The 23,539-nt window shown below is 74.0% G+C and carries 20 protein-coding genes and 1 riboswitch; of the genes, 4 read left to right on the top strand and 16 right to left on the bottom strand.

Annotated elements, in window-relative coordinates:
- The first annotated feature begins 32 nt into the window (after nucleotides 1-32).
- Nucleotides 33-425 carry a DUF4190 domain-containing protein gene (locus ACMCNO_RS15610; protein ID WP_412750158.1) on the top strand — a complete coding sequence of 131 codons (393 nt, stop codon included), beginning with the start codon at nucleotides 33-35 and terminating at the stop codon, nucleotides 423-425.
- Between the two features lie 6 nt (nucleotides 426-431).
- Here the strand turns inward: ACMCNO_RS15610 and ACMCNO_RS15605 are convergent, their stop codons facing one another.
- From ACMCNO_RS15605 to ACMCNO_RS15590, 4 genes are all read right to left on the bottom strand, one after another.
- Nucleotides 432-1,304, bottom strand: a complete 873-nt coding sequence (locus ACMCNO_RS15605; RefSeq protein WP_412750157.1) for a DUF72 domain-containing protein — start codon at nucleotides 1,302-1,304, stop codon at nucleotides 432-434.
- 72 nt (nucleotides 1,305-1,376) lie between these two features.
- The gene (locus tag ACMCNO_RS15600) at nucleotides 1,377-1,799 is read right to left on the bottom strand and encodes a TraR/DksA family transcriptional regulator (protein ID WP_412750156.1); all 423 of its coding nucleotides are present in this window, start codon (nucleotides 1,797-1,799) and stop codon (nucleotides 1,377-1,379) included.
- 253 nt (nucleotides 1,800-2,052) lie between these two features.
- Nucleotides 2,053-2,685 (bottom strand): uridine kinase, encoded by a 633-nt coding sequence (locus tag ACMCNO_RS15595; protein WP_412750155.1) that lies wholly within the window; start codon nucleotides 2,683-2,685, stop codon nucleotides 2,053-2,055.
- Between the two features lie 26 nt (nucleotides 2,686-2,711).
- The gene (locus ACMCNO_RS15590; protein WP_412750154.1) at nucleotides 2,712-3,290 is read right to left on the bottom strand and encodes a winged helix-turn-helix domain-containing protein; all 579 of its coding nucleotides are present in this window, start codon (nucleotides 3,288-3,290) and stop codon (nucleotides 2,712-2,714) included.
- Nucleotides 3,291-4,021: 731 nt separating this feature from the next.
- On the opposite strand from ACMCNO_RS15590, the gene ACMCNO_RS15585 reads away from it, so the two are divergent.
- Nucleotides 4,022-4,960 (top strand): DUF3500 domain-containing protein, encoded by a 939-nt coding sequence (locus ACMCNO_RS15585; RefSeq protein ID WP_412750153.1) that lies wholly within the window; start codon nucleotides 4,022-4,024, stop codon nucleotides 4,958-4,960.
- Here ACMCNO_RS15585 and secA2 read toward each other — a convergent pair whose 3' ends face one another.
- The 3 genes from secA2 to ACMCNO_RS15570 form a co-directional block, all read right to left on the bottom strand.
- Nucleotides 4,961-7,252, bottom strand: a complete 2,292-nt coding sequence (gene secA2, locus ACMCNO_RS15580) for an accessory Sec system translocase SecA2 (RefSeq protein ID WP_412750152.1) — start codon at nucleotides 7,250-7,252, stop codon at nucleotides 4,961-4,963. It abuts the gene before it with no gap.
- A 176-nt stretch (nucleotides 7,253-7,428) separates the two neighbouring features.
- Complete coding sequence (locus ACMCNO_RS15575) at nucleotides 7,429-8,559, bottom strand: SigB/SigF/SigG family RNA polymerase sigma factor (protein WP_412750151.1); 1,131 nt, start codon at nucleotides 8,557-8,559, stop codon at nucleotides 7,429-7,431.
- A 328-nt stretch (nucleotides 8,560-8,887) separates the two neighbouring features.
- Nucleotides 8,888-10,639, bottom strand: coding sequence for a hypothetical protein (locus tag ACMCNO_RS15570; RefSeq protein WP_412750150.1), 1,752 nt, complete (start codon nucleotides 10,637-10,639; stop codon nucleotides 8,888-8,890).
- A 1,631-nt stretch (nucleotides 10,640-12,270) separates the two neighbouring features.
- Between ACMCNO_RS15570 and ACMCNO_RS15565 the strand changes: the two genes are divergently transcribed.
- Complete coding sequence (locus ACMCNO_RS15565) at nucleotides 12,271-12,810, top strand: hypothetical protein (protein WP_412750149.1); 540 nt, start codon at nucleotides 12,271-12,273, stop codon at nucleotides 12,808-12,810.
- A gap of 231 nt (nucleotides 12,811-13,041) precedes the next feature.
- Nucleotides 13,042-14,520, top strand: coding sequence for a glutamate--cysteine ligase (locus tag ACMCNO_RS15560; RefSeq protein ID WP_412750148.1), 1,479 nt, complete (start codon nucleotides 13,042-13,044; stop codon nucleotides 14,518-14,520).
- Here ACMCNO_RS15560 and ACMCNO_RS15555 read toward each other — a convergent pair.
- From ACMCNO_RS15555 to ACMCNO_RS15515, 9 genes are all read right to left on the bottom strand, one after another.
- The gene (locus ACMCNO_RS15555; protein WP_412750147.1) at nucleotides 14,517-15,023 is read right to left on the bottom strand and encodes a cobalamin biosynthesis protein; all 507 of its coding nucleotides are present in this window, start codon (nucleotides 15,021-15,023) and stop codon (nucleotides 14,517-14,519) included. The two genes, ACMCNO_RS15560 and ACMCNO_RS15555, sit on opposite strands and share 4 nt — an antisense overlap.
- Nucleotides 15,020-16,423: a cobyrinate a,c-diamide synthase gene (locus tag ACMCNO_RS15550; RefSeq protein WP_412750146.1), complete on the bottom strand. Its 1,404-nt coding sequence runs from the start codon at nucleotides 16,421-16,423 to the stop codon at nucleotides 15,020-15,022. Before ACMCNO_RS15550 ends, ACMCNO_RS15555 begins: the two co-directional genes overlap by 4 nt.
- Nucleotides 16,417-17,016, bottom strand: coding sequence for a cob(I)yrinic acid a,c-diamide adenosyltransferase (gene cobO, locus ACMCNO_RS15545; protein ID WP_412750145.1), 600 nt, complete (start codon nucleotides 17,014-17,016; stop codon nucleotides 16,417-16,419). Before cobO ends, ACMCNO_RS15550 begins: the two co-directional genes overlap by 7 nt.
- The gene (locus tag ACMCNO_RS15540) at nucleotides 17,016-19,205 is read right to left on the bottom strand and encodes a VWA domain-containing protein (protein WP_412750144.1); all 2,190 of its coding nucleotides are present in this window, start codon (nucleotides 19,203-19,205) and stop codon (nucleotides 17,016-17,018) included. The genes cobO and ACMCNO_RS15540 overlap by 1 nt, the downstream gene beginning before the upstream one ends.
- Nucleotides 19,206-19,260: 55 nt before the next feature.
- Nucleotides 19,261-19,383: riboswitch (cobalamin riboswitch) on the bottom strand.
- 104 nt (nucleotides 19,384-19,487) lie between these two features.
- On the bottom strand, nucleotides 19,488-21,038 hold the full coding sequence (locus tag ACMCNO_RS15535; protein WP_412750143.1) for a gluconokinase: 1,551 nt from the start codon (nucleotides 21,036-21,038) through the stop codon (nucleotides 19,488-19,490).
- A gap of 3 nt (nucleotides 21,039-21,041) precedes the next feature.
- The gene (locus tag ACMCNO_RS15530; RefSeq protein ID WP_412750142.1) at nucleotides 21,042-21,206 is read right to left on the bottom strand and encodes a hypothetical protein; all 165 of its coding nucleotides are present in this window, start codon (nucleotides 21,204-21,206) and stop codon (nucleotides 21,042-21,044) included.
- Between the two features lie 14 nt (nucleotides 21,207-21,220).
- Nucleotides 21,221-21,763: an SRPBCC family protein gene (locus tag ACMCNO_RS15525; protein WP_412750141.1), complete on the bottom strand. Its 543-nt coding sequence runs from the start codon at nucleotides 21,761-21,763 to the stop codon at nucleotides 21,221-21,223.
- Complete coding sequence (locus ACMCNO_RS15520; RefSeq protein WP_412750140.1) at nucleotides 21,760-22,068, bottom strand: ArsR/SmtB family transcription factor; 309 nt, start codon at nucleotides 22,066-22,068, stop codon at nucleotides 21,760-21,762. Before ACMCNO_RS15520 ends, ACMCNO_RS15525 begins: the two co-directional genes overlap by 4 nt.
- A gap of 121 nt (nucleotides 22,069-22,189) precedes the next feature.
- Complete coding sequence (locus ACMCNO_RS15515; protein ID WP_412750139.1) at nucleotides 22,190-23,473, bottom strand: citrate synthase; 1,284 nt, start codon at nucleotides 23,471-23,473, stop codon at nucleotides 22,190-22,192.
- Nucleotides 23,474-23,539: the final 66 nt, after the last annotated feature.

Raw genomic sequence — 23,539 nt, 5'->3', positions numbered from 1 at the left:
CGGGTCGCGTCCAGCCCGGACGGAGCACGACCGTGACCTACGAGCTGCCCCACGACCTGGAGCGCACCCGCTACGCCTATCCGGTGCCGGTGGTGCCCGGCGCGCCACCCGCGCCACCCGGCCTGGACGGTGGCCCGGTCATCTCCGGCGCGGTAGCCCAGGGTTCGTCCACCTCGGGTGCGGCGACCGCCGCGATGGTGCTGGGTGTCCTCGGCGCACTCGGCGGCTGGTTCCTGCTGGGGCTGCCGTGCCTGGCTGCCATCGTGCTGGGCCACCAGGGCATGAGCGCCACCCGGGACGGGATGCGGGGCGGCCACCCGATGGCGGTGACGGGCCTGGTGCTGGGCTACCTGTTCGTGGTGCCGTGGTCGATGGTCTTCCCGCTGGGCGGGGTGGGCGCGGTGCTGAACGCGTTCGGCCGGTAGCGGGTCTCAGCTCTCCGTCAGGAGCTGCTGCAACTCGGCCGCGTTGCGCTGGGCGTAGTCCAGGTAGCAGTTGTTCATGAACACCTGGGTGTGCCGGGCGTCGTCGGCGAGGGCACGCAGCTTCGGCGCCCACCGGGCCAGCTCGTCGTCGGTGTACCGGTAGCCGTACTTCTCGTGGATGTCCTTGCTGGTCCACTTGTCGCTGTGACCGTGGAACCGCACCACGGCCAGGTCCGCGGTGGCCGCCAGCACCGGCGGGACGGAGCTGCGATGGCCCTGCGGCATGTCCACGCAGACGAACGGCAACCCGAACGCGCGCAGGAAGTCAAGGGTCTCGTTGTGGTTGGCGCCCTCGAACCACGAGGCGTTGCGCAGCTCGATGACCGGCCGCAGCGGCTTGCACCGGGCGGCGACCTCCCGCAGGTACTCCTTGTTGGAGCGGCGGATGCCGAACCACGGCGGGAACTGGAACAGCACCGCGCCGAGCTTGCCCGCCTCCTGCAGCGGGTCCAGCGCCGACAGGAACCGCGACCAGATCTCCTCGTACACCTGCGGCGGCAGGTCACCCGGGTAGACGGACTTCTTCTCGGTCTGCGGGCGCAGGTCCTTGTAGATCGCGGAGACCCGGGTGGGATGACCTGTGAGCAGGCTGAACGCCTTGATGTTGAACGTGAAGTGCGGCGGGGTGCGCTCGGCCCACAGTCGGGTGGTCTGCTCGGCGGGCGGGCCGTAGTAGGTGGCGTCCACCTCCACCACGGGGAACTGCCGGGCGTAGTGGGCCAGGCGCTTCTCCGGGGTGTCCGCGGTCTGCGGATACCACCCCGACTCGAGCAGGGTGCGGTCGGTCCACGATGCCGTGCCGACCTCGATCGTGCCCACCGGCTCACGCTACCGAGGATGCGGCCGGTCCGCCGCCCGCGCGGGGACGACGGACCGGTGGCGCGCTGAGGTTCAGCCCGCGCGGCGCTCGCGGTTGGACTTGCAGCTCACGCACGTGGTCGCCGACGGGAACACCTCGAGCCGGGCCACCGGGATCGGGTTGGCGCAGCCATCGCAGTAGCCGTACGTGCCGTCCTCCAGACGCTGCAGCGCGAGTTCGGCCTGCATCCGCCGGTCGAGCAGGGTACGCAGCAGGGAGGTGGCCGCGTCCCGTTCGGCGGTCTTGGAGCCGCTGTCGGCCTGGTCGTCGCCGGCGGCGTCACCGATCTCGACGAGGCGCAGCTTCTGGTTCTCGGCCACGGCGTCTTCGTACTCGGCGTTGAGATCCTCGTATCGGGTCCGCAGCACCGTCCGGATCTGCTCGACCTCCTCGGCTGAGCGCCCCGTGGCGGTCTCCGCACCCTTCCCCGCGATCACCGTGCTGTTGACGAGCATGCGCTCCCCTACCCTTCGCCTGTGACCCTGCCGGTCTGCACTGCCCCTGCCTGCCGGTGGGGTCCCCCGGGCCGGCGTGGCCTCCGTGAAGCCGGCTGATACCCACCGCGGAAGATCTCAAACGGGATCTTCGCTGAAAAGTAATCGGAGCATAACTGTCAGTGCTCGAAACCGCCACGGACTGCGTGAGGATGCTTTCGCGTCGCAGGTCAGAGGCGGTTTGCGAAGGTGTGACCGATCCCGCGTACCGGGATCAGGAGCGGTCGAGCAGCACCGCGGGGTGGCGCGGGTCGTCCACGCGGACCACCACGTCCGCGAACGCCGCCGGATCGACCTCGGCGTCGTACCGGGCGTAAGCGGGCAGCGTCCAGTGCTGCTCGGGCGCCGTCCGCCGGTTCAGCGCGGCCGGCGACAGGGACAGGTGCACCGCGACATCGAACGGCAACGCGCCACCGAGCAGCAGCGGCCCGCTCACCAGCACGACCGCGGCCGTGGGCAGCTGACGGTACGGCTCGCGCGCAGACCGGTCCGTACGTGTGTCCCACAGCCGGGTCAGGACCCGCCCGCTGCCGCCCGGACCGGCCGGGTCGAGCACCTCCCGGCGCAACCCGTCCTCGTCCAGCCATCCGGCGTAGAACGAGTCCGGGTTGGTCCGGCCGAACTCCAGGCGCAGCGAAGCGGGCCGCAGGAAGTCCTCGGCGTCGATGCGGACGGCGGCCCGCCCCCGCAGCCGCAGCGGGCCGACTAGCGCGTCCGCCAGTTCCCCCGGACCGGCGGCCGGCGCTCCGTCCATGCCCACCCGCAGCCACCGGTCGGGAGCCGTGCCCGCAATACGGTCGGCCAGCTCCTCGACCAGGGCCGGGGTGGACACCGGACGCGCACGCATGCGGCCACGATAGCCGCGCGCGTACTTCAGTCCTGCGGCTGCACCACGACGCGGGCCTCGTCCGAGAGGCGGTACCCGACGCCGTAGACCGTGGTGATCAGCGGAACGTTGCCACCAAGCTTGACCCTCAGCCGCCGCACGTGCACGTCGACCGTGCGTTCGCCGGTGTGCTCGTAGCCCCAGACCGCCGACAGCAGCTGAGTCCGGCTGAAGACCCGGCGGGGGTTCTCCGCCAGGAACAGCAGCAGGTCGAACTCGAGCCGGGTGAGCGGCAGCACCTCACCGTCCAGCATCACCTGCCGGGACGCGGTGAGCAGGCGCAGTTCCGGGCCGCTGTGCGCGGCGACCGGCAGCGCGGGTTCCGGATCCGGCGGCGCGACGGAGACCGCGCCCTGCCCGAGCTCGACGAGCTCGCGGACGGCGTCGAGCAGGCGGTGGGCCTGCGGCGTGAGCCCCTCGTCGGTGAGCGGGATCGCCAGTGTGACGGTCAGCGCGGGATCGGCCGCGAGCGCGGTCGGAGTACGACGGATCGTCGCGACGTTCCTCGCTCCCGTCGCGTGCGAACCGCGCCGCCCGGCGCGTGCCGACAGTGCCGTGACCGGCATGAATGCCCCCCAAATTGCGATACGGATAGGCCGCACCCCGCAGCGGCAGACGAAAACAATACATTCGTAAACGGGGTCGATATTGTCGGTTCGCGGGTTGTCCGGTCAAGACGGCAACCACAGTGTGGGAAGGTCGTTCCACATGAGAGATTTCCGCACTGGAAATGCGATTCCCGTCACGGGTTAACAGCATGCATCCATTCGTTGGAGTCCTCGGGAAAGAACAGTTTTCCTCACGTCAAACTACCGTGGCGCGGCGACGCCCGCCACCCAGGCAGTGATGGCCATCTTACGATGCGTACGGCCCGGGCCGCTCCGCAGCCCCGCGGCGAGTCGGTCCGAGCCGTCCAAAGAACGCGCTCTCCGCCAGGTTTACCCAGTACAACATGGGGGTACGGGGGAGATCCCGCCGCCCGGGCCGCCATCGGCCCTCCGCCGCGGCCGTCGCCGGGCCCGATGCCCGGCGGCGCGGCGTGGTGCACCCGTCGAGCCGCACGTCGACGTCGGCGAGAAATGGCCACACGGCCGCCCGGGCCGGGACGCGGCAGGCCCGTGTTCAGGCGCGCCGCCCGTCACATCCACGCCTTCCGCGAATGTGTGGCCGAGATTGGCATCGTACGCTCAGGTGGTTGCCGATGAAATAATCCACGCGCGGCACGGCGAAACGATCGCGTTCACACCAGGATGCGCGACGCGCACCGCGCACCGCGCCGCGGCCAGGGGGTTCCGACATGATCCTCGCCTACGAGATGCGCGCCGTCGCGGACACGCTGCTGGCCGCGCTGACCGGCGAGCAGCAAGCCACGGCCACCCGGACCTTCGACGACGCGGCCCGCCGCTGGATCGAGTACCGGCCCGAACCACGCCCCGGGCTCAGCCTGGCCGACCTGGAGGTGAGCGCTCGCAAGGCGGCACACCGGCTGCTGGCCACCGCCCTGAGCCCGCCCGCGTACGCCCAGGCCATGGCGGTCGTGGCGTTGGAGGAGGTGCTGGACCGCCGGGAGGACTGGCGCCGGGGACGACACAGCGAGGACTACCGGGTGGTGGTCTTCGGCAACCCGGGCGACGACCGGTGGGGCTGGCGGTTCGAAGGCCACCACCTGTCGGTCAGCATGACCGTGGCCGACGACGTGGTCTCCCCCGCCCCGGTCTTCCTCGGGGCCAACCCGGCCCGGGTGGACACCGCCGGGCGGGTGGTGCTGCGGCCCCTCGCCGCCGAGGAGGATCTCGGGCGCGAGCTGCTCCTGGCCATGACCCCCACGGCACGGGGGCGCGCCATCGTCGCCGAGCAGGCACCGTCCGACATCCGCAGCGGCACCGCGCCGTCGGCGGGGCCGATCCCACCGGCCGGAGTGCACCGCGCCGACCTGCGCCCCGGCGAGCGGGCCCTGCTCGACCAGCTGGTCGCGCTCTACCTGGGACGGCTACCCGACGAGCTGGCCGCCGCGTACGCGGACACCCTCGGCACGGACGTGCACTTCGCGTGGGAGGGGCCGCCCGGGCCGGGCAGCCGCCACTACTACCGCGTCCAGGCCGACGACCTGCTCATCGAGTACGACAACACCACCGACGACGGCAACCACGCGCACACCGTGCTGCGCCGCCCGCGCGGCGACTTCGGCGGCGACGTACTCGCCGCCCACCGCGCGGGCCCGGGGCACAGCCCGTAGTTACTGTCCGGCGGAGGTGAGGCGACGGCCCACCGCCGCGATGAGCCGGTCCAGCTCGGAGCCGAACGGGTTGTCGTGCACCAGATAGGTCCACGTCGCGCTGGGCCGCACGATCTGCGCCTGCTCCGGCTGCCACCCGTCGGAGAGGTCGACCTCCTCGAAGGTCTCGATGGTGCGCCGCTCGATCTCGGTGAACATCGTCTGGAAGGCCGGTACCGCCGCCCGGTGAAACTCGTCCAGCGGGTCCAGCTTGCCCAGCGCCCGCAGGTGCACACCCTCACGGACCTCACTCAGATGCGCCAGGTGCTCGGCCCACAGCCGGTCGAGGTGGAACAGGGCGATGGCCCGGCCGGCGTCGCTGAGGATGTCCTCATCGGTCGCCTTGGCCTTCTCCGGGGAACGCTCCAGCAGCATGATCGCGGCCACCTCGCTGGTGAGCAGCCGCTCCCGCCGCTCGGCCAGCGCCACCCGCTGCTGCTCGATCACCACGCTGTAGCGCCAGGTGTTGCGGTGGATCTCGTGATTGACACCCTCGGCGACCCGCTGGGCATGCTCCACCGCGTAGTCCACGGTCTCGTCGTGCACCACGCCGTCGATGTCCATCCGCGGCGACGCGGGCAGGATGTCGCCCGCGTGCCGGCCCACCAGGTCGTCCTCCAGGCTGACGAAGAACACCGAGCCACCCGGGTCGCCCTGCCGGCCGGCCCGGCCACGCAGCTGGTCGTCCACCCGGCGGCTGTCGTGGCGGCCACTGCCGATCACGTACAGTCCGCCCAGCTCCACCACCTGGTCGCGGTCCTTCTCGTCGCTGCCGCCCAGGCGGATGTCGACACCGCGGCCCGCCATCTGGGTCGAGACCGTCACCGCGCCCAGCGCGCCCGCCTCGGCGATGATCGCCGCTTCCTCGGCGTCGTTCTTCGCGTTCAGCACCTGCGACGGGACCCCGGCCGCGGCCAGCTGCGCCGCCAGCTGCTCGGACGCCTTCACGTCGAGCGTGCCGACCAGCACCGGGCGGCCCTTCTCGTGGGCCAGCTTGATCTCCTCGACCAGCGCCTCGTCGCGCATGTCGTGCGCCGAGTAGATCCGGTCCGGCTCGTCGATGCGGATGTTCTCGGCGTTCGACGGGATCACCGCGACCTCGAGCTTGAAGTACTCGCGCAGCTGCTCACCCACGTGCACCGCGGTCGCGGTCATCCCGCACTTGGTCTCGTACAGCGCGATGAACGCCTGCACGGTGATCGTGTCCAGCACCTCGCCCTCGGCGGTGGCGCTGAGCCCCTCCTTGGCCTCCACGGCCGCCTGCAGGCCGTCCGGCCAGCGGCGGCGCTGCGCCACACGGCCACGCATCTCGTCGATCAGCTCGACCGAGCCGTCGCGCACGATGTAGTCGACGTCGCGGCGCAGCAGCGCCCGGGCGTGCAGCGCCACGTTCACCGCGGAGAGCTGCTCGACGTTCTCGTGCGCGTACAGGTCGATGCCCATCCGGCGCTCGATCTCCGCCAGGCCCGCGGCGGTGAAGGCGACGCTGCGGCCGTCGTCGGCCACCTCGAAGTGCTTGCCGGGGCGCAGGTCGCGGACCAGCTCGGCGGCCTCGTGCACCGGGTCGCTCTCGGTGTGGATGCTGCCGGCCAGCACCATCGGCACCCGGGCCTCGTCGATCAGGATCGAGTCGGCCTCGTCCACGATCGCCGTGGCCAGCTCGCCCTGCACCCGGTCCGCGATGTCCGTGACCAGCTGGTCACGCAGGTAGTCGAAGCCCGCCTCGCTCACCGACACGTACGTGACGTCGGAGGCGTACGCCTCCCGGCGCTCCTCCGGCGTCGACGCCTCGGTGACCCAGGCGACCGTGAGCCCGAGCAGGGTGTAGACCGGCTCCATCCAGGTGGCGTCGCGGCGGGCCAGGTAGTCGTTGACCGTGAGCACGTGCACCGGCCCGTTGCCGAGCCGGACGTGCCCGTACGCCGCGATCGTCGCCGTCAGGGTCTTGCCCTCGCCGGTGGCCATCTCGGCGACCTTGCCCGACAGCAGGGCCATGGCGCCGAGCAGCTGCACGTCGTACGGCCGCTGATCCAGCGCCCGCTTCGCGGCCTCCCGGCCGACCGCGCAGATCTCCGTGAAATCGTGCGCCTCGGCGGCCGCGGCGGTCAGCTCCGCGTCGTCGAGAGCCGCCAGGGCCTCCTCACGCGCTTCGATCTCCGGCAGCCGACGGCGCAGTGGGGCGAGATCGACCGTGGTGCCCGGACGCTGCAGAAACTTACGGAACCGGCTCTTCAGCCGCTGCGACACACCCATGGCCGGCAACGGTACTTGATGTCGGCCGCCGTTTGCGCCCGACTCCCGCCCCGGACGCCCGATATGCCGGCCGGCGTCGCCCGCCGGCGCCGCCCCCGGCGCCAGCCCGGCCCCCGCGCGGCACCGCCCGGCAGCCGGTCCGGCCCCACCCACCCCCGCTCCGGGGGGCACGTCGCCTACTCCATCGCCAGCATCGGGGCCAGGCCGGAAACCGCCAGAATGCGGGCCACGTACGGTTGCGCTCCGCGGACGATCAGCGGCACCTCGGCGCGGGCCGCGCCCGCGCGGGCGTCCACCAGCGCCGCCACCCCGGCCGCGTCGATCAGCGGAACCCCGGAGAGATCCACGACGATCCGCTGGCCAGAAGCCGCCGAGACCGCCTGCCCCAACCCCGCCCGCAGCCGCTCGGCGGTGTCCCGGTCGACCTCCCCGCGTACCCGTACCGTCAGCCCGCCCGGCATCCGGGCCACCGACACGCGCATGTCGTGCCCGGCACCCGTGGCACCCTCCCAGCGCGGCGGAGTGTCGCGCAGCATCGCCTCCCGCAGCCAGGTCAGCGCCCGGCTCAGCAGGCGGGACACATGCATCTGGGAGACGCCCAGCTCATGGGCGATCTCGGCCTGGGTACGGTTGCCGTAGAACCGCAGCGCGAGCATCCGCCGCTCCCGGGCGGGCATCCGCAGCAGCAGGTCCGCGACCGTCAGCTTGTCGTCGACCGCCTCCAGGTCCAGGTCGACACCGCCGAGCAGGTCACCCAGTTCACCGGCACCGCCGGCACCGACCGGGGCGTTGAGCGACGCCGGGCAGTAGCTGGCCGCCGATTCGATCGCCTCGACCACCGCGTCCTCGTCGACGCGCAGGAACTCGGCGATCTCGGCCACCGTAGGGCTGCCGGAGAGCTGGCTGGTCAGCACGGTGCACGCGTGGGCCACCTCGAGGCTGAGGTCCTGGATCCGGCGGGGCACATGCACGCCCCAGGTCTTGTCACGGAAGTGGCGTTTGATCTCGCCGGTGATGGTGATGACCGCGTACGCGGTGAACGAGCCGCGCACCGGGTCGTACCGGTCGATGGCCTTGACCAGGCCCAGGCGGGCCACCTGGGTGAGGTCCTCCAGCGGCTCGCCGCGGCCCCGGTAGCGCCGCGCGAGCCGCCCCGCGAACGGCAGGCACGCCGCGACGAGTTCCTCGCGCAGGGCCTGGCGTGCGGCGGGCGGTGCACCGGCGCACCGTCGCGCGTAGACAACCGCGGCGGCGTCGAGATCCGCCGGGGGACACTCCACCGTCTGCACTTCTTCACGTGCGGGCATCGTCTCTCCCTCGCGCGGCCTCGCCGCGACAGGCGAGGCCACCCTCGGCCGGAGGGCGAGGCGGGAGCCATCGCCCCGCTGGCGCCTCGAGCGCCCGGTCCCCACCGTCCCCGGATCGGCCCCTTGGGGCGACGTTACTGCCCCGGCTGTGTGACTCAAACGCATCGACCCAAATCGTGGCGGCGCGCCGGCAGCCCATCCGCGCCTACGGTCGGGCCCCCGCGCTCCCTCACGACAGCTCCACCTCCCGAAAGGCCGGCACGCTCCGGGGGCGACGGCCGCGGCCCGCATCCGTACGGGATGCGGGGCTCGATGGACACCCCGGCGCTCAGCCGGCGTCGTCCTGCTGCGTGTACGGGGTCAGGCCGCTCGGCGGCTGCGCCTGCCCGCCGGGGTCCCGCGCTGCGGCCTCGTTGTCCTCGTCGCGGCGCAGCGCCCACGAGGGGGCTCCGGTGTCCGCGGACCCGGGCTCCGGCTCACCCGGGGTACGGCCCGGCACGCCCGGCTGGAGGCCGCTGCCCGGCCCGGGTAGGCCGGACGGGAGACCGCTCCCCTGGCCGGCGGGGCCCGCGGAGGTCGCTGCGGGGTACCCCGCGGAGACAGGCCCCGGCGGCGGGGCGGCGTAACCCGGCGCAGGCAACCCGGAGGGCATCGTGGGCGGGGTCGGGCCAGGCCCGGTCAGGCCTGACGGCCCGCCGGGGGCGGCTCCCTGGCCGGACAGTCCGGACGGGGTGCCGGTGCCGGGCTGCCCGGCCGGTCCCGCCTCCAGCGGGCGGTTGTGCTGGCCGAGCTGTGGCGGCTCCAGCGGCGGCCGGCTCGGCGGCTGCGCCGACGCCAGGCCGCTCGGGGCACCGGTGGGCTGCTGGCCCGGCGTCTGCAGGGCGGCGGGAGTCGGAATCGGTCCCAGTGATCGCGTGGGGCCGGTGCCCTGGAGCGGGTTGGCGGTGGAGCCCGGTGCTGGCTCGTGTCCGGCCACGGGGGCGCCCGGCTGCGCCCACGGCTGCTGCGCCGACGGCGGCGCACCCTCGGGACCCAGCCCGGATGCGGCGCCCGGCGGCGGGTTGTGCTGGCCGAGCTGCGGCGGCTCCAGCGGTGGCCGCGCCGGGCTCTGGCCCGCCAGCGGCGGCCGGTTGCGCTGACCGGGCTCGCCTGCCTCCAGCGGGGGCCGGTTCTGACCGAGCTGCGGGGGCTGCAGCGGCGGCCGGGTCTGCTCCTGACCTTGGTTCTGCGGTCCCAGCGGTGGCGGGCCGCCCGCCTGAGCCGCCAGGGGCGGGCGGTTCTGCTGGCCCAGCTGCGGCGGTTCCAGCGACAGCCCGCTCGTCATCTGACCCGCCGGGCTCTGTTGCCCCGGCTGCGGCTGCCCGAGCTGCGGCTGCCCCGGCTGCGGCTGCCCGAGCTGCGGCTGCCCGAGCTGCGGCGGTTCCAGTGGTGGCCGGGCCGAGGGCTCGGCTCCCGGGGTCAGGCCGCTGGCCGGGGCCGTCGGGGCGGCCGGTTCGTCCGGGCGCGTGGGCGGGCGGCCCTGCGGCTGTCCGGCCGCTCCAGGAACGCTCCCAGGCTGTCCCGCTGCGCCCAGCTGACCGGGCTGCCCCATCGGGCCGGGCTGAGCGGGCTGCCCCGCCGGGCCGGGCTGACCGGGCTGACCTCCCGGCCCGGGCACTGGTCCTTGGCCGGGGACGCCGCCGGGCTGGTCGGTCCGTGGGCGGGAGGGCGTGAACTGCGGCGCGTCCAAGGGCCGGTTCTGCTGGACATAGATCGGCGGCCCGAGCAGCAGCGGATCGAAGTCCGGCGGAAGGTTCGGCGGCACGGCCGGTGGTGCGCTCCCGGGCGCCTGCCCGGCGCCCGTCGGCGGGGTGACCGGACCGCCGCCGTGGGACGGGTGGGTGCCCGCGCCGTACGGCGCGGCAGGGCCGCCCGTCTGCGCTCCCGGGGCGGGCCACTGCGGCGACGGCGCCGAGCCGGGCCCGGCACCGGCGGGCGCGTCGGGGTGCGCGACACCAGCCCGGCCACCGGGTGCGAATCCCGGTGTCGCGGGCGGCGCGCCGCTCTCCCGCGGGGCGGTCAGAGCGGACGCCCCGTTCACAGGGCCAGCGGCGCGGTCGCCGGGCAGCTCGGCCTGTGCGGGCGGGCCGCCGGCCGACGCCGCCGTGGAATCCCATCCCGTCAGCGGGGCGCCGCCGTGCGACGGCGCCGAGGGGCCGCCGGGGAGCCCGGATGGTGTGGTGCTCGTGCCGCTTGCGGCGGGCCCGACCGGGTGCCCGGGTCCACCTGCCGGACCGCTGGCCTCCGGGCTGACCCGGGCAGCGGAGGCGGGGCTGCCCGCCCCCGCGTCCGAGAGACCCGAGGGGGCTCCGGCCGTTGATGGCGGCCCCAACGGAGCAGCGGGCGGAGGTGCGGAAAGGCCCGACGGCCCGGTGGGCGACGGAGACGGCGCGGACAGACCCGACGGCGCAGTGGGCGCAGGCGCGGAAAGGCCCGACGGCGCGGTGGGCGACGGAGACGGCGCGGACAGACCCGACGGGCCAGTGGGCGCAGGCGCGGCAAGGCCCGACGGCGCGGTGGGCGACGGAGACGGCGCAGACAGACCCGACGGGCCAGTGGGCGCAGGCGCGGCAAGGCCCGACGGCCCGGTGGGCGACGGAGACGGCGCAGACAGACCCGACGGGCCGGTGGGCGGCGGTGCGGAAAGGCCCGAAGACGCGGTGGGCGGCGAAGGCGGCCCAGACAGACCCGAGGGCGCCGCGGGCGACGGAGACGGCGCGGACAGACCAGGCGGGCCGGCGGGGCCGGGGGCCGGGGTGAGGTCCGGCGCAGAAGCAAACCGGCCCGCCGCTTCGGATGCGGCCGGGCCGGGTGTGAACGATTCGGCCGCAGGCTCGGCAGGCGGCAGGCCCGAGGTGGGCGCCGACGGCAACCCCGAGGCTGGCGGCAACCCAGGCGCCGGGGGCAGCCCCAAAGCCGCCGGAGCAGGGGCGGCCGGGCCACCGGGCGGCATCGGCGCGTCCGCCGGCATGGGCTCGGGCAACCCGTGGCCGGTCCGCTCCGCCGCGGGTCGGGGTGGCGCGGGCCGGGCGTGGGCAGCCGCGATGTCCGGGGGCTCGGCGTGTCCGGGGTCCCCGGGGGTGGCCGGCAGACCCGGGATGTCGAAGTCCGCAACCGGCTCCGTGGTGCGCGGCATCGTCAGCCCGCCGGGCGGCATGAGGGGGCCGGCGGGCCCGCCGCGTCCTTGCCGGGCCGCCTCGACCAGGCCGGACGACTCGGCCAGCCCGGCGGCGACGAGAACTTCGGCGGCGGCGAGGCCGGTCGAACAGGGCAGTGGTTCCCCGCACACGGGGCAGGTGGTCATCCCCGCGGTGGGGCCGGCGCCACCGGCGTGCGCCTCCATCACTTCCGCGGCTGTGCGCGCCAGGACGCTGTCCGGCCGGATGTACGCCGTCGACCCTGTAGCCATGGTGGTCCCCCGTCGGTCCGCCGCGCGCGCCGGGACGCGTGGTCAGCACAAGTTCACCGCGCCCGGGGCGGGTTTGGAGCGGTTTCGCGCAATCGGAAGACCTTCGGCGGACCGCGGCGGAGAGGGTCGGACACCGGGCCGTCGGTGGAACGGCGGCGGGCCGGTCAGAAGGGCGCAATGAACCAAAATTCACTCACTGTGCACCAGACATCGCTCTCCGTACCATCAGGGGACATCCATCTCCTCGCCCGCAGAGGTGACCCATGGACGATGCCGGGCTGTACCGCGAGCAGATCCTCCGGCACGCCGGTCCCGTCATCACGGGCCGTTTCGTCGGCTTCCAGTCCTCGTACACCCGGGAGGTCAAGGTCGGCCAGCCGCTGCTGCTGGCGGTCTTCGTGGCGGCCGGGATCGCCCAGGGCCTCGTCGCGTTGATCCTCGCTACGCTGCGCGGCGGTGGGCGGGGCCCGCGCCGTAGCTTCAAGGAGCTGAAGAAGGGCCCCGAGTATCTGGTGACCCCGCTGCGGGTCCGCGACGACCTGGGTCAGACGTACGAGGTCGAGATGCACGGGTATCTGCCTGTTTCCGCGCTGCACCGGGGGGATCTCGTCCAGTTGCGCACCCAGCAGCAGAAGGACCCTCAGCTGCCGGTGAAGGTGGGGCAGGTGCTCAACCTGACCACCCTGCAGCCGCTGACCCCGCGTGTCCCGACACTGTGGTCGCATCTCGGCCCGGGCCTGCTCATCGAGGCCGTGGTGGGCCTCGTGCTGGCCGGGCTACTCGTGGCGGCCTGGCTCAGCTGAGCCCACCGGCTGCTGAGCCCACCGGCTGCTGAGCCCACCGCGACTACGGACCGGCACGTCTGGGTACGGGATCGGCCGTGATCCGCATGCCGGTCCACTCGGGACGGCGGGTGCCGCCGTACCGGAATCGGTGTTCCGATCGGCGGTGCGCGACCCGGCGCGCCCGTGCGGGAGTTGCGCGCCGCGGTGATGCGATGAGACGGTGACGGTGCGTGGAGAGGGTGATGCACTGTGGGTGAAGAGGTCGAGCAGCGCGCGTTCACCCGTGACGACCGCGCCCGGTACCGGCAGAAGATCCGCCGGAGCCTGGACGTGCTCGCGTCGATGCTGCGCGAGTCCCGGTTCGAGTTCGAGCGGCCGCTGACCGGCCTGGAGATCGAGCTGAACCTCATCGACGAACACTGCGACCCGGCGATGCGCAACGCCGAGGTGCTCGGCGCCATCGCGGACCCCGACTATCAGACCGAGCTGGGGCAGTTCAACATCGAGATCAACGTGCCGCCGCGGCTGCTGGCCGGGGACGGCAACACCGACCTGGAACGCGGCCTGCGGGCCAGCCTCAACAACGCCGAGCAGCACGCCCGCTCGGTCGGCGCGCACATGGTGATGATCGGCATCCTGCCGACGCTGCGCAAGGAACACCTCTCCATGGACTCGCTGTCCGCGAACCCGCGGTACCGGCTGCTCAACGAGCAGATCTTCGCGGCGCGCGGCGAGGACCTCGACATCCGCATCGACGGGATCGACCGGCTCGCGGTCACCACGGACACGATCGCCCCCGAGGCGGCCTGCACGAGCACCCAGTTCCACCTGCAGGTCAGCCCGGGGCAGTTCGCCGCGTACTGGAACGCGGCGCAGGCCATCGCGGGCATCCAGGTGGCGCTCGGCGCGAACTCGCCGCTGCTGTTCGGGCGCGAGCTGTGGCGCGAGACCCGCATCCCGCTGTTCGAGCAGGCCACGGACACGCGCAGCGAGGAGATCAAGGCCCAGGGGGTACGCCCGCGGGTGTGGTTCGGCGAGCGCTGGGTCACGTCGGTGTTCGACCTGTTCGAGGAGAACGTGCGGTACTTTCCCGCGCTGCTGCCCATCTGTGCGGACACCGACCCCGAACAGGAACTGGAACGCGGCGACATTCCCGAGCTCAGCGAGCTGCGGCTGCACAACGGCACCATCTACCGGTGGAACCGTCCGGTCTACGCGGTCGTCAACGGCCGCCCCCACCTGCGCGTCGAAAACCGGGTGCTGCCCGCCGGGCCCACCGTGGTGGACACGATCGCCAACGCGGCGTTCTACTACGGCCTCGTGCGCAGCCTCGCCGACGCGGAGCGTCCGCTGTGGACGCAGATGTCGTTCAGCGCCGCCGAGGAGAACTTCCACACCGGTGCGCGCCACGGCATCGCCGCCACCGTGTTCTGGCCCGGTCTGGGCTACGTCCCGGTCACGGAGCTGGTGCTGCGCCGCCTGCTGCCGCTGGCCCACGAGGGGCTGGACCGGTGGGCGGTGCCCCCGGCCGAGCGCGACCGCCTGCTCGGCATCATCGAACGCCGCTGCCTGGCCGGACGCAACGGGGCGCAGTGGCAGGTGGAAACGCTGCACGCGCTGGAGGCCGACGGCCGGGAGCGCCGCGACGCGCTGCACGAGATGCTCCAGCGGTATCTGCCGCTCATGCACGGCAACGTGCCCGTGCACGAATGGCCGCTGCCCGCCTAGCCGGGCCGCCGACGACCCGGGTCGCCAGGCCCTGCGCGCCCAGCACCGCCGCCGGGAAATTCGTCGCCTTCGCCGCCGACCGCCGCCGCCACGGTGACGCGCGACCACACCGACTTCGCCAGGATCAGCCGCGCGCCCGGCCCGGCGGCCAGCAGGGCGGCGGCCTCGGCCACGCTCGGTGTCCCAGCGGCCGAGGCGACCCGTGCGCTCGGGTGCGGCACCGGCACGGCGGCGAGCTGGTCGGCCCGGAAGGACCGTACCGCCCATCCGTGGCGGGCGGCGACGGCCGTCAGCGTCGCGCCCGCGCGGCGGTCCAGCGTGGCCAGCACGCCGACATCACCGCGGGGCACGCCCGCCGCGGCCAGCGCGGCCAGGATCGCCCGGTCCAGCTCCTCCCCGGGTACGCCGTTGCGCGCCCCGACACCCACCGCCACCCGCCCGCGGTGTGCCGCCACCGGTGCGTCATGCCGCAACGGCGACGTCGCGGGGCTCGTGGCGGTCATGGCGAGCGCTCCGGAGGCAGGGCCTGCCGCTCCAGAGGGAGGGCCTGAGCGGCAGCGGCGGTCACCACCCGGCGGGCCATCGCCGGGTGACCCGCCCAGTGGAGGTGCAGATACGACGCGTGCAGGGCCGGGGTCGCGAAGCCCTCCGGGTCGGCGCCGCGCCATCCCCACGCCGCCCCGGCCGCCGGGGACAGCAGCAGCCCGGAGCGGGGCTGCACGACCGTACGGTGGAACTCGTGCCCGGTGACCCTGGTCCCGGCCACGGCGAGGGGGCTGTCCGACAGCGCCGCGGCGTCGCGATAGCCCAGGGTCAGCGTGGGGGTCATGGCCGCCACTGCGTCGAGCACCCCGCACATCGGGGCGCCGTCGAGGCTGCGGCACAGCCACAGCAGGCCCGCGCATTCGGCCACGGTCGGCAGACCGGCCGCGGCACGGGCGGCCACGTCGCGGCGCAGGGGCTCGTTGGCGGACAGCTGATCGGCGTACACCTCGGGGAAGCCGCCGCCGACCACCAGGGCCCGGGTGCCGCTGGGCAGGGCCTCGGCGCGCAGCGGGTCGACCGTGACGACCTCGGCACCGGCCCCGGCCAGCAGCTCGGCGGTCTCCGCGTACGAGAACGTGAAGGCCGGTCCGCCCGCGACCGCGACGACCGGACGGCCCGGCACGGGCTCGGCCGCCGCCGGGGTCCACGCGGTCGCGGCCAGCGGCGGGGCGGCGCGAGCCAGTGCCAGCACCGCCTCCAGGTCCACAGCGGACGCCACGAGCGCGGCCAGCGCGTCGACCGCCGCGACGGCCTCGGCGCGGCGCTCGGCCGCCGGAACCAGCCCGAGGTGCCGGGACGGGGCGGCCACCGCATCGGCGCGGCGCAGCGCACCGAGCACCGGCGTGCCCACCTCCTCGCACGCCTCGCGCAGCAGCTGTTCGTGCCGGTCGGAGCCGACCCGGTTGAGAATGACCCCGCCGATGCGCACGTCGCCGAACGTGCGGAACCCGTGCACCAGGGCGGCCACGGATCGGCCCTGCGCGGCGGCGTCCACCACGAGCACCACGGGCGCGTCCAGCAGGCGCGACACCTGTGCGGTGGAGCCGGTGTCACCGGCGCCGGTGCGGCCGTCGTACAGGCCCATGACACCTTCGACCACCGCGAGATGCGCACCGGCCGCGCCGTGCGCGAACAGCGGCCCGATCAGCTGCTCGCCCACCATGACCGGGTCGAGGTTGCGCCCGGGCCGCCCGGCCGCGAGCGCGTGGTAGCCGGGGTCGATGTAGTCCGGCCCCACCTTGAACGGCGCGACCGTGAGGCCGCGTGCGGCGAACGCGGCCAGCAGGCCCGTGGCCACCGTGGTCTTGCCGTGCCCGGAGGCCGGAGCGGCCACGACCAGGCGGGGCACGCTCACCATTCGATGCCCGGCTGCCCCTTGCGGCCCGCGTCCATCGGGTGCTTGAGCTTGGTCATCTCGGTGACCAGGTCGGCCGCCGCGACCAGGTCGGGGTGCGCGTCGCGGCCGGTGATCACGACGTGCTGGGTGCCGGGCCGCCCGGCCAGCGTCGCGACGACGTCCGCCACGTCGACCCAACCCCACTTCATCGGGTACGTGAACTCGTCGAGCACGTAGAACTTGTGGGTCTGCGCGGCCAGGTCCCGTTTGATCTGTGCCCAGCCCTCGGCGGCCTCGGCGGCGTGGTCGCGTTCCGTACCGGCCCGCTGGATCCAGGACCAGCCCTCGCCCATCTTGTGCCAGGCCACGGGCGGGCCGCCGGTCGCGCCGAGCGCCTTGAGCGCGGTCTCCTCGCCGACCCGCCACTTCTCGCTCTTGACGAACTGGAACACCCCGATGGACCACCCGGCGCTCCAGGCCCGCAGCGCCATCCCGAACGCGGCCGTGGACTTGCCCTTGCCGTGTCCGGTGTGCACCGCCAGCACGGCCTGGCGGCGGCGCTGGCGGGTGGTCAGGCCGTCGTCCGGCACCGTCGTGACCTTGCCCTGCGGCATCAGGCTGCCCTCCGGATGGTGGTGTGTTCCAGGTGGTCCAGTGGCACCAGGTCCGCGTCGAGGGCGGCGGCGAGGCGGCGGGCGAGGCCCAGGCGTACCGGGCCGGACTCGCAGTCCACCACCACGGTGGCGACCCCGGCCAGGGCTCCGGCGACTGTCGCGGGGTCCGGTCCGCTGGTCGCACGGCCGTCGGTGACCACGACCAGCAGGGGCCGGCGGCGAGGGTCGCGGCGGCGCTCGGTGGCGATCGTCGCGGCCGCGGTGCGCAGGCCCGCGGCCAGCGGGGTACGCCCACCGGTGCGCAGCGAGGCGAGCCGCAGCACCCCGACCTCGTGGCTGGAGGTCGGCGGCAGCACCTGCTCCGCGGACGAACCCCGGAAGGTGATCATGCCAATCCGGTCCCGCCGCTGGTAGGCGTCGCGCAGCAGGGACAGCACCGCGGTCTTGACCACGGTCATCCGGCGGCGCGCGGCCATCGAGCCGGAGGCGTCCACCACGAACAGGACGAGGTTGGCCTCGCGGCCGACGTGGACGGCCTCGCGCAGGTCGCGCGGCTGCACGACGACATCGCCGGGGTGCCCGGCGCGGTGGTCCGCGGGCCGGTGCGCGGCGGCCCGGTGATCGGCGGGCCGGTGATCGGCGGCCCGGTGATCGGTGGCGCGGTGTGCGGCGGCGCGGTGCAGGGCGGCGCGCAGCGTGGCGGGCAGGTGCGGGGCTCCGGCGAGGCGGCCGTGCGGCACCCGCGCCCCGACCACCCGGCCGCGGCGGGCGTAGGCCGGGGAGCGCCGACCCGCGTGGCCGCCCTCACCGCGCGCCGCGATCCGCAGCGTTCGGGGCCGGAAAGCGGTGCCGGCCTGGACCGTGCCCGGCTGGGGGCGGCCGGACGTCGGGGACTCGTCTCGCCGGTCCGGCGCCGGATCGCCGGGCTGGTCCGCGGACTGCCCGGGCTGCCCGGCGGATGACTGGGGCTGCCCGGCGGATGACTGGGGCTGCCCGGCGGATGACTGGGGCTGCCCGGCGCCGGCTTCCGGCTCGGGTGCGCGGCCATCCGCCGGGCCTGGCGAGGTCGAGTCGTCCGTTGCGGACGGGCCACCGGGGGGCGGACCGTCGCCCGGGGGCGGCCCGTCGTCGGGCGCAGGGGCGCCGCCGTCCGGCGGGGTGGGCGGGTCGTCGTCCGAGTCCGCCTGGGCCAGGGCCTCTTCGAGGCGCTGTTCGTCCGTGCCGGGCGGGTCGAGCGGGTCGCGGCGGCGCCGGTGCGGCAGCGCCAGCCGGGCCGCATCCTTGACGTCGTCGCCGGTCACCCGGTCCCGGCCGTGCCACGCCGCCAGCGCCACCGCGCACCGGGCCACCACGATGTCGGCACGCATGCCGTCGACGCCGTACGCGAGGCACACCCGGGCGATCCGGTCCAATTCGCCGTCGGGAAGCGTCACCCCCGGCACGGCGGACCGGGCCACGGCGATCCGGCGCGCCAGCGCCCGTTCGGCGTCCGCGAACCGGGCCGTGAACCCGGCCGGATCCGCCTCGTACGCCAGGCGGCGCCGCACCACCTCCGCGCGCTGCCCGGCGTTGCGGGGCGCGGCGACCGTGACCACCAGCCCGAACCGGTCGACGAGCTGGGGGCGGGGCTCGCCCTCCTCGGGGTTCATGGTGCCGACCAGCAGGAACCGGGCGGCGTGCTTGACGGACACGCCGTCACGTTCCACGTGTGCCCGGCCCATCGCGGCCGCGTCGAGGAGCAGGTCGACGAGGTGGTCCGGCAGCAGGTTGACCTCGTCGACGTACAGGGCGCCGCGGTGGGCGGCGGCCAGCAGGCCCGGCTCGTACGCCTTGACCCCGTCGGCGAGGGCGCGCTGGATGTCGAGCGTGCCGACCACCCGGTCCTCGGTGGCGCCGACCGGCAGTTCCACGAGGGTGGCGGGCCGGTGGCCGTGCGGGGCCTCCGTCTCGTGCGGACCGTCCGGACAGTCCGGATCGGGCGCGGCGGGATCGCAGGCGAAGCGGCAGCCGCGCACGACGTCGACCTCGGGCAGCAGCCCGGCGAGTGCGCGGACCACTGTCGACTTGGCGGTGCCCTTCTCCCCCCGGACCAGGACGCCGCCCACGGCCGGTGACACCGCGGTCAGGAGCAGGGCGAGCCGCAGGTCGTCGAGGCCGACGACGGCGGAGAACGGGTACGCAGGCAACACGCGGCAATCCCTTCCGCGGGTGTCCACGCCCGCATCCGTCAGGTACGAGCGGCCGGAGTCTCCTGGCTCCCGGATCGGCACTCGCCGCGGCCTTCCGGCCGTCTCCGGCCGTGGCGTCGTCGCGGGTCGCTCCCCGGTCACAGTGGCGGGACCGCCCCGGTCTTGCACCGGGTTCCTCCGCTACCGCTCGCCGGTCATGCTTTCCTACCACGCCACCGGCCGTCAACGTGACGTGCCGCCCTTCTCGGCGCCCGCCGTCCCACGCAGGGTGTGGCCGCGGGCCTATGGCGACGGTGGCGACGCCCGGCCCGAGGTGAGCCCGGCGAGTTCGGTGTGCACCTCGGTCACCGCGAGGGCGGCGCGTTCGACGACCGGGCGAAGGCGGCGGTACAGCGCCGCGGCGTCCGGGTCGGGCCGGGTGGGTTCCCCGGCGCCGACCAGGGCGGCGGCGTGATCCAGGTCGGGCAGCGCACCGACGGCATGCCAGCCCAGCAGGCCGGCGCCGAGCGCGGTGCCCCCGGCGGCGCCGGCGACCGCGACCGGCAGATCCAGGGCGGCGGCCAGGACACTCACCCACAGGGCGGAGGCGACCGCGCCACCGGTGGCCCGTACCTCGGTGACCGCGATCCCCTCGTCCGCGAAGGTGTCCCGGACGAGGGCCAACTGCTGGCAGACCCCCTCGACCGCGGCGCGGACCAGGTGGGGGCGGCCGTGTTCGCGGCCCATTCCCAGATATGCCCCGCGCAGGCCCGGACGCCACCACGGTGCCCGCTCCCCCAGCAGGTACGGCAGGCACAGCAGTCCCCCGCTGCCCGCCGGGACACCGCCCGCCTCGGCCAGCAACGCGGCATCGCCGAGGTCGTCCCCGACATCGGGACGGTCGGCGCCGGGATTGCCGGTGAAGGCCCGCCGCGCCCAGCGCACCACAGATCCGGCGTTGCTGATCGCCCCGCCGGTGACCCAGCGGTCCGCGGTGAGCGCGTAGCAGAACAGCCGCCCCGCCCGATCCGCGGTGGGCGCACGGACGACTGTCCGCAGGGCGCCGCTGGTGCCCAGCGACACCGCGGCCAGGCCCGGCGCGGTCGCGCCGACGCCGAGGGTGGCCAGCGGTCCGTCGGTGGCTCCGGCGATCACCGGGGTGGTGGCGGGAAGCCCGGCCGCGGCCGCGATGTCGCGGCGCAGTGTGAACTGCGCGGTGGTGGGCACGACCTCGGCCAGGTGCACGGGTCGCACTCCGGCGATCTCCATCGCCTCGGGATCCCAGCGCCGCTGGTGGATGTCGTAGAGCCCGGTGCCGGAGGCGGCGGAGAGGTCCACGACGTACGGCGCGTCCGCGAGGGCGGCCAGCACCAGCTCCTTGACACCGCCCCAGCGGGGCGTGCCGCGCAGCGTCGCCGGGTGGACGTCGCGCCACCAGGCGAGCTTGGCCAGTGGCGACATCGGGTGCACCGGAGTGCCGGTGCGGGCGTGCAGGTCCCGTGCCCGCCCGGCGGCCACCAGCGCGGCGCACTGCCGCGCGGCGCGGTCGTCCGCCCAGGTGATCATCGGGCCGAGGGGCTGCCCCCGGGGATCCATCGGGACGAGCCCATGCAGGAACGCGCTGAGACTGATCGCGACGACCCGGTCGCCGCGCTCGCGAGCCTGCCGGGCCACGGCGACGAGGGTGCGGATCGCGGCGTCGCACAGCCCGGCGGGGTCCAGCTCCGCCCGGCCGGCACCGGGTACGGACAGTGGATAGGTGACACGGGCGAACGCCCGCTGCTCACCGGCCGCGCCGACCGCCACCGCCTTGGTCGCGGTGGTGCCGGTGTCGATGCCGACGATGACCTCCACGGGTCATCCCCGGGGCGACACGAGGCACAGGCCGTGCCCGTCGGGGTCTGTGCGCACGGCCTGTCGTTCGCCCCGGGGCTGGTCTTCGCGCGCGTCGCGGTAATGGGCGAGCCCGCCGTCCAGATTCGACACCGACGCGATGATCCGGTGCCGTCCGTGTACCGTCACGCGGCCGAGCCTAGTCAGCGGGCCAGGCGGTGCGCGTACCCGGTCCGCAGGTCGTCGAAGCCGTACGCGAGGGCGTCGCGGCCGCGGATGACGCCCACCGGGGCGCCGTCGAGCAGCCGCCGGAGCACGGCCATGCACAGGTGCCAGCCCGCGGCGACCATCGCGTCCATGCCGGGCTGGGCCAGCGTGTGCCGCAGGGTCAGCCGGGTGCCGGCGCCGTCGGCGTCCAGCTCCCAGCGCAACCGATCCTCGCCCCAGGTGTACTCCAGCACCCGCGGCGCCTCCGCGCGCAGCACGGTGACGGGCTGCTCCATCCGGGTGTCGCCGTCGATCATGGTGAGGGTGGTGTCGCCGGGCGCGCCGAGGTCGCGGGCGACGGCGAACGGCGCCCACTGGTCGACCTCGCCCGGGTCGGTCAGGGCTCGCCACACCCGCTCGGGCGGGTGCCGCAGGTCGCGGACGAACACGAGGGTCCAGGCGTCACCGTCGGGGACGACGCTGGCGTCGCCGGGCGGGCCCGGGTCGAAATCGGTGGCGTGTGGCGACGGGTGGCTCATGGCTGCTCCTCGGAGTCGAGGTGGCGTTCGAGGGCGTCGAGGTGCCGGGTCCACAGCGCTCGGTAGGGCGCCAGCCAGGCGTCCAGGGCGCGGAACCGTTCCGGCTCCAGGTGGTAGATGCGCTGCTGGGCGGCGGAGCGGCGGGTGACGAATCCGGCGTCGCGCAGCACCCGCAGGTGTTTGGAGACCGCGGGCTGGCTCATCTGGAGCGCACCGACCAGGGCGCCGACGCTGCGGTCGGCGTGGCGCAGCTCGTCCAGGATCCGGCGGCGGGCCGGGTCGGCCAGCACGGCGATGGCGTCCACGGGCACAACCCCGACTATTCCACTCGCGTTATATAACCGTCAAGGCAAACACAGAGGTACGGGCCCCGAGACGACGACCGCCCCGCCGGCCGAAGCCGACGGGGCGGAACAACGAGCGCGGTCAGCGCTTGTCGATCGGGGTGAACTCGCGCTCCGGCGAGCCCGTGTACAGCTGGCGCGGACGGCCGATCTTGGTGGTCGGGTCGGCGGTCATCTCCCGCCACTGGGCGATCCAGCCCGGCAGGCGGCCCAGCGCGAACAGCACCGTGAACAGATTCGTCGGGAAGCCCATGGCCTTGTAGATCAGGCCGGTGTAGAAGTCGACGTTCGGGTACAGCTTGCGCGAGACGAAGTAGTCGTCCGCGAGCGCGATCTCCTCGAGCTTGAACGCGATGTCCAGCAGCGGATCCGGCTTCTCCAAGGTGGACAGGACCTCGCGGGCGGCCTTCTTCACGATCGCGGCACGCGGGTCGTAGTTCTTGTAGACCCGGTGGCCGAAGCCCATGAGCTTGACGCCTTTTTCCTTGTTCTTCACCCGGTTGACGAACGTGTCGACGTCGCCACCCTCGCGCTGGATCTGCTCGAGCATGTCCAGCACCGCCGCGTTCGCGCCGCCGTGCAGCGGGCCGGACAGGGCGTTCACCCCGGCCGAAACCGACGCGTACAGGTTGGCCTGGCTGGAGCCGACCAGGCGGACCGTGGAGGTGGAGCAGTTCTGCTCGTGGTCGGCATGCAGCACCAGCAGCATGTCCAGGACCTTGGCGATGGTCGGGTCGACGTCGTACTGCACCGTGGGCAGGCCGAACGTCATGCGCAGGAAGTTCTCGACGTAGTCCAGCGAGTTGTCCGGGTACGGCAGCGGGTGCCCGATGGACTTCTTGTACGCGTACGCCGCGATGGTCGGAAGCTTCGCCATCAGGCGAATCGTGGAGATTTCGACCTGGTCCGGGTCGGTCGGGTCGAGCGCGTCCTGGTAGAAGGTCGACAGGGCGGTCACCGCCGAGGAGAGCACCGCCATCGGGTGCGCGTCACGCGGGAAACCGGAGAAGAACGTCCGCATCTCCTCCTGCAACAGCGTGTGCACCCGGATCTTGTCGGCGAAGTCCGCCAGCTCGGTGGGTGTCGGCAGCGCGTCGTGGATGAGCAGGTAGGACACCTCGAGGAAGGACGCCTGGCCCGCCAGCTGCTCGATCGGGTACCCGCGATAGCGCAGGATACCGGCATCACCATCGATGTAGGTGATGGCGGACGAGCAGGAGGCCGTGTTGACGAAACCCTGGTCCAGGGTGACGAAACCGGTTTCCTTCAGCAGCGCGCTGACCTCGATGCCGCCGGGGCCCTCGACCGCCTCGCGCACCGGCATCGTCAACTGGCCACCGGGGTGGTCAAGCTTGACATCCGTCATGTATTTCCCTCGCTTCACCGGCAGATGTCCCCTAGAACGTGAACTTCACCGTAAACCCTCAACCTG

The organism is Krasilnikovia sp. M28-CT-15, assembly GCF_047159595.1.
Taxonomy (GTDB): Bacteria; Actinomycetota; Actinomycetes; order Mycobacteriales; family Micromonosporaceae; genus Actinoplanes.
This window is presented reverse-complemented; position numbering and strand designations above follow the sequence as displayed.

What these genes read in the sequence shown, in the direction of transcription:
- ACMCNO_RS15600 (WP_412750156.1), bottom strand. Translation starts at nt 1,799, where the DNA reads ATGCTCGTCAACAGCACGGTGATCGCGGGGAAGGGTGCGGAGACCGCC.
- ACMCNO_RS15595 (WP_412750155.1), bottom strand. Translation starts at nt 2,685, where the DNA reads ATGCGTGCGCGTCCGGTGTCCACCCCGGCCCTGGTCGAGGAGCTGGCC.
- ACMCNO_RS15590 (WP_412750154.1), bottom strand. Translation starts at nt 3,290, where the DNA reads ATGCCGGTCACGGCACTGTCGGCACGCGCCGGGCGGCGCGGTTCGCAC.
- ACMCNO_RS15585 (WP_412750153.1), top strand. Translation starts at nt 4,022, where the DNA reads ATGATCCTCGCCTACGAGATGCGCGCCGTCGCGGACACGCTGCTGGCC.
- secA2 (WP_412750152.1), bottom strand. Translation starts at nt 7,252, where the DNA reads ATGGGTGTGTCGCAGCGGCTGAAGAGCCGGTTCCGTAAGTTTCTGCAG.
- ACMCNO_RS15575 (WP_412750151.1), bottom strand. Translation starts at nt 8,559, where the DNA reads ATGCCCGCACGTGAAGAAGTGCAGACGGTGGAGTGTCCCCCGGCGGAT.
- ACMCNO_RS15565 (WP_412750149.1), top strand. Translation starts at nt 12,271, where the DNA reads ATGGACGATGCCGGGCTGTACCGCGAGCAGATCCTCCGGCACGCCGGT.
- ACMCNO_RS15555 (WP_412750147.1), bottom strand. Translation starts at nt 15,023, where the DNA reads ATGACCGCCACGAGCCCCGCGACGTCGCCGTTGCGGCATGACGCACCG.
- ACMCNO_RS15550 (WP_412750146.1), bottom strand. Translation starts at nt 16,423, where the DNA reads ATGGTGAGCGTGCCCCGCCTGGTCGTGGCCGCTCCGGCCTCCGGGCAC.
- cobO (WP_412750145.1), bottom strand. Translation starts at nt 17,016, where the DNA reads ATGCCGCAGGGCAAGGTCACGACGGTGCCGGACGACGGCCTGACCACC.
- ACMCNO_RS15525 (WP_412750141.1), bottom strand. Translation starts at nt 21,763, where the DNA reads ATGAGCCACCCGTCGCCACACGCCACCGATTTCGACCCGGGCCCGCCC.
- ACMCNO_RS15515 (WP_412750139.1), bottom strand. Translation starts at nt 23,473, where the DNA reads ATGACGGATGTCAAGCTTGACCACCCCGGTGGCCAGTTGACGATGCCG.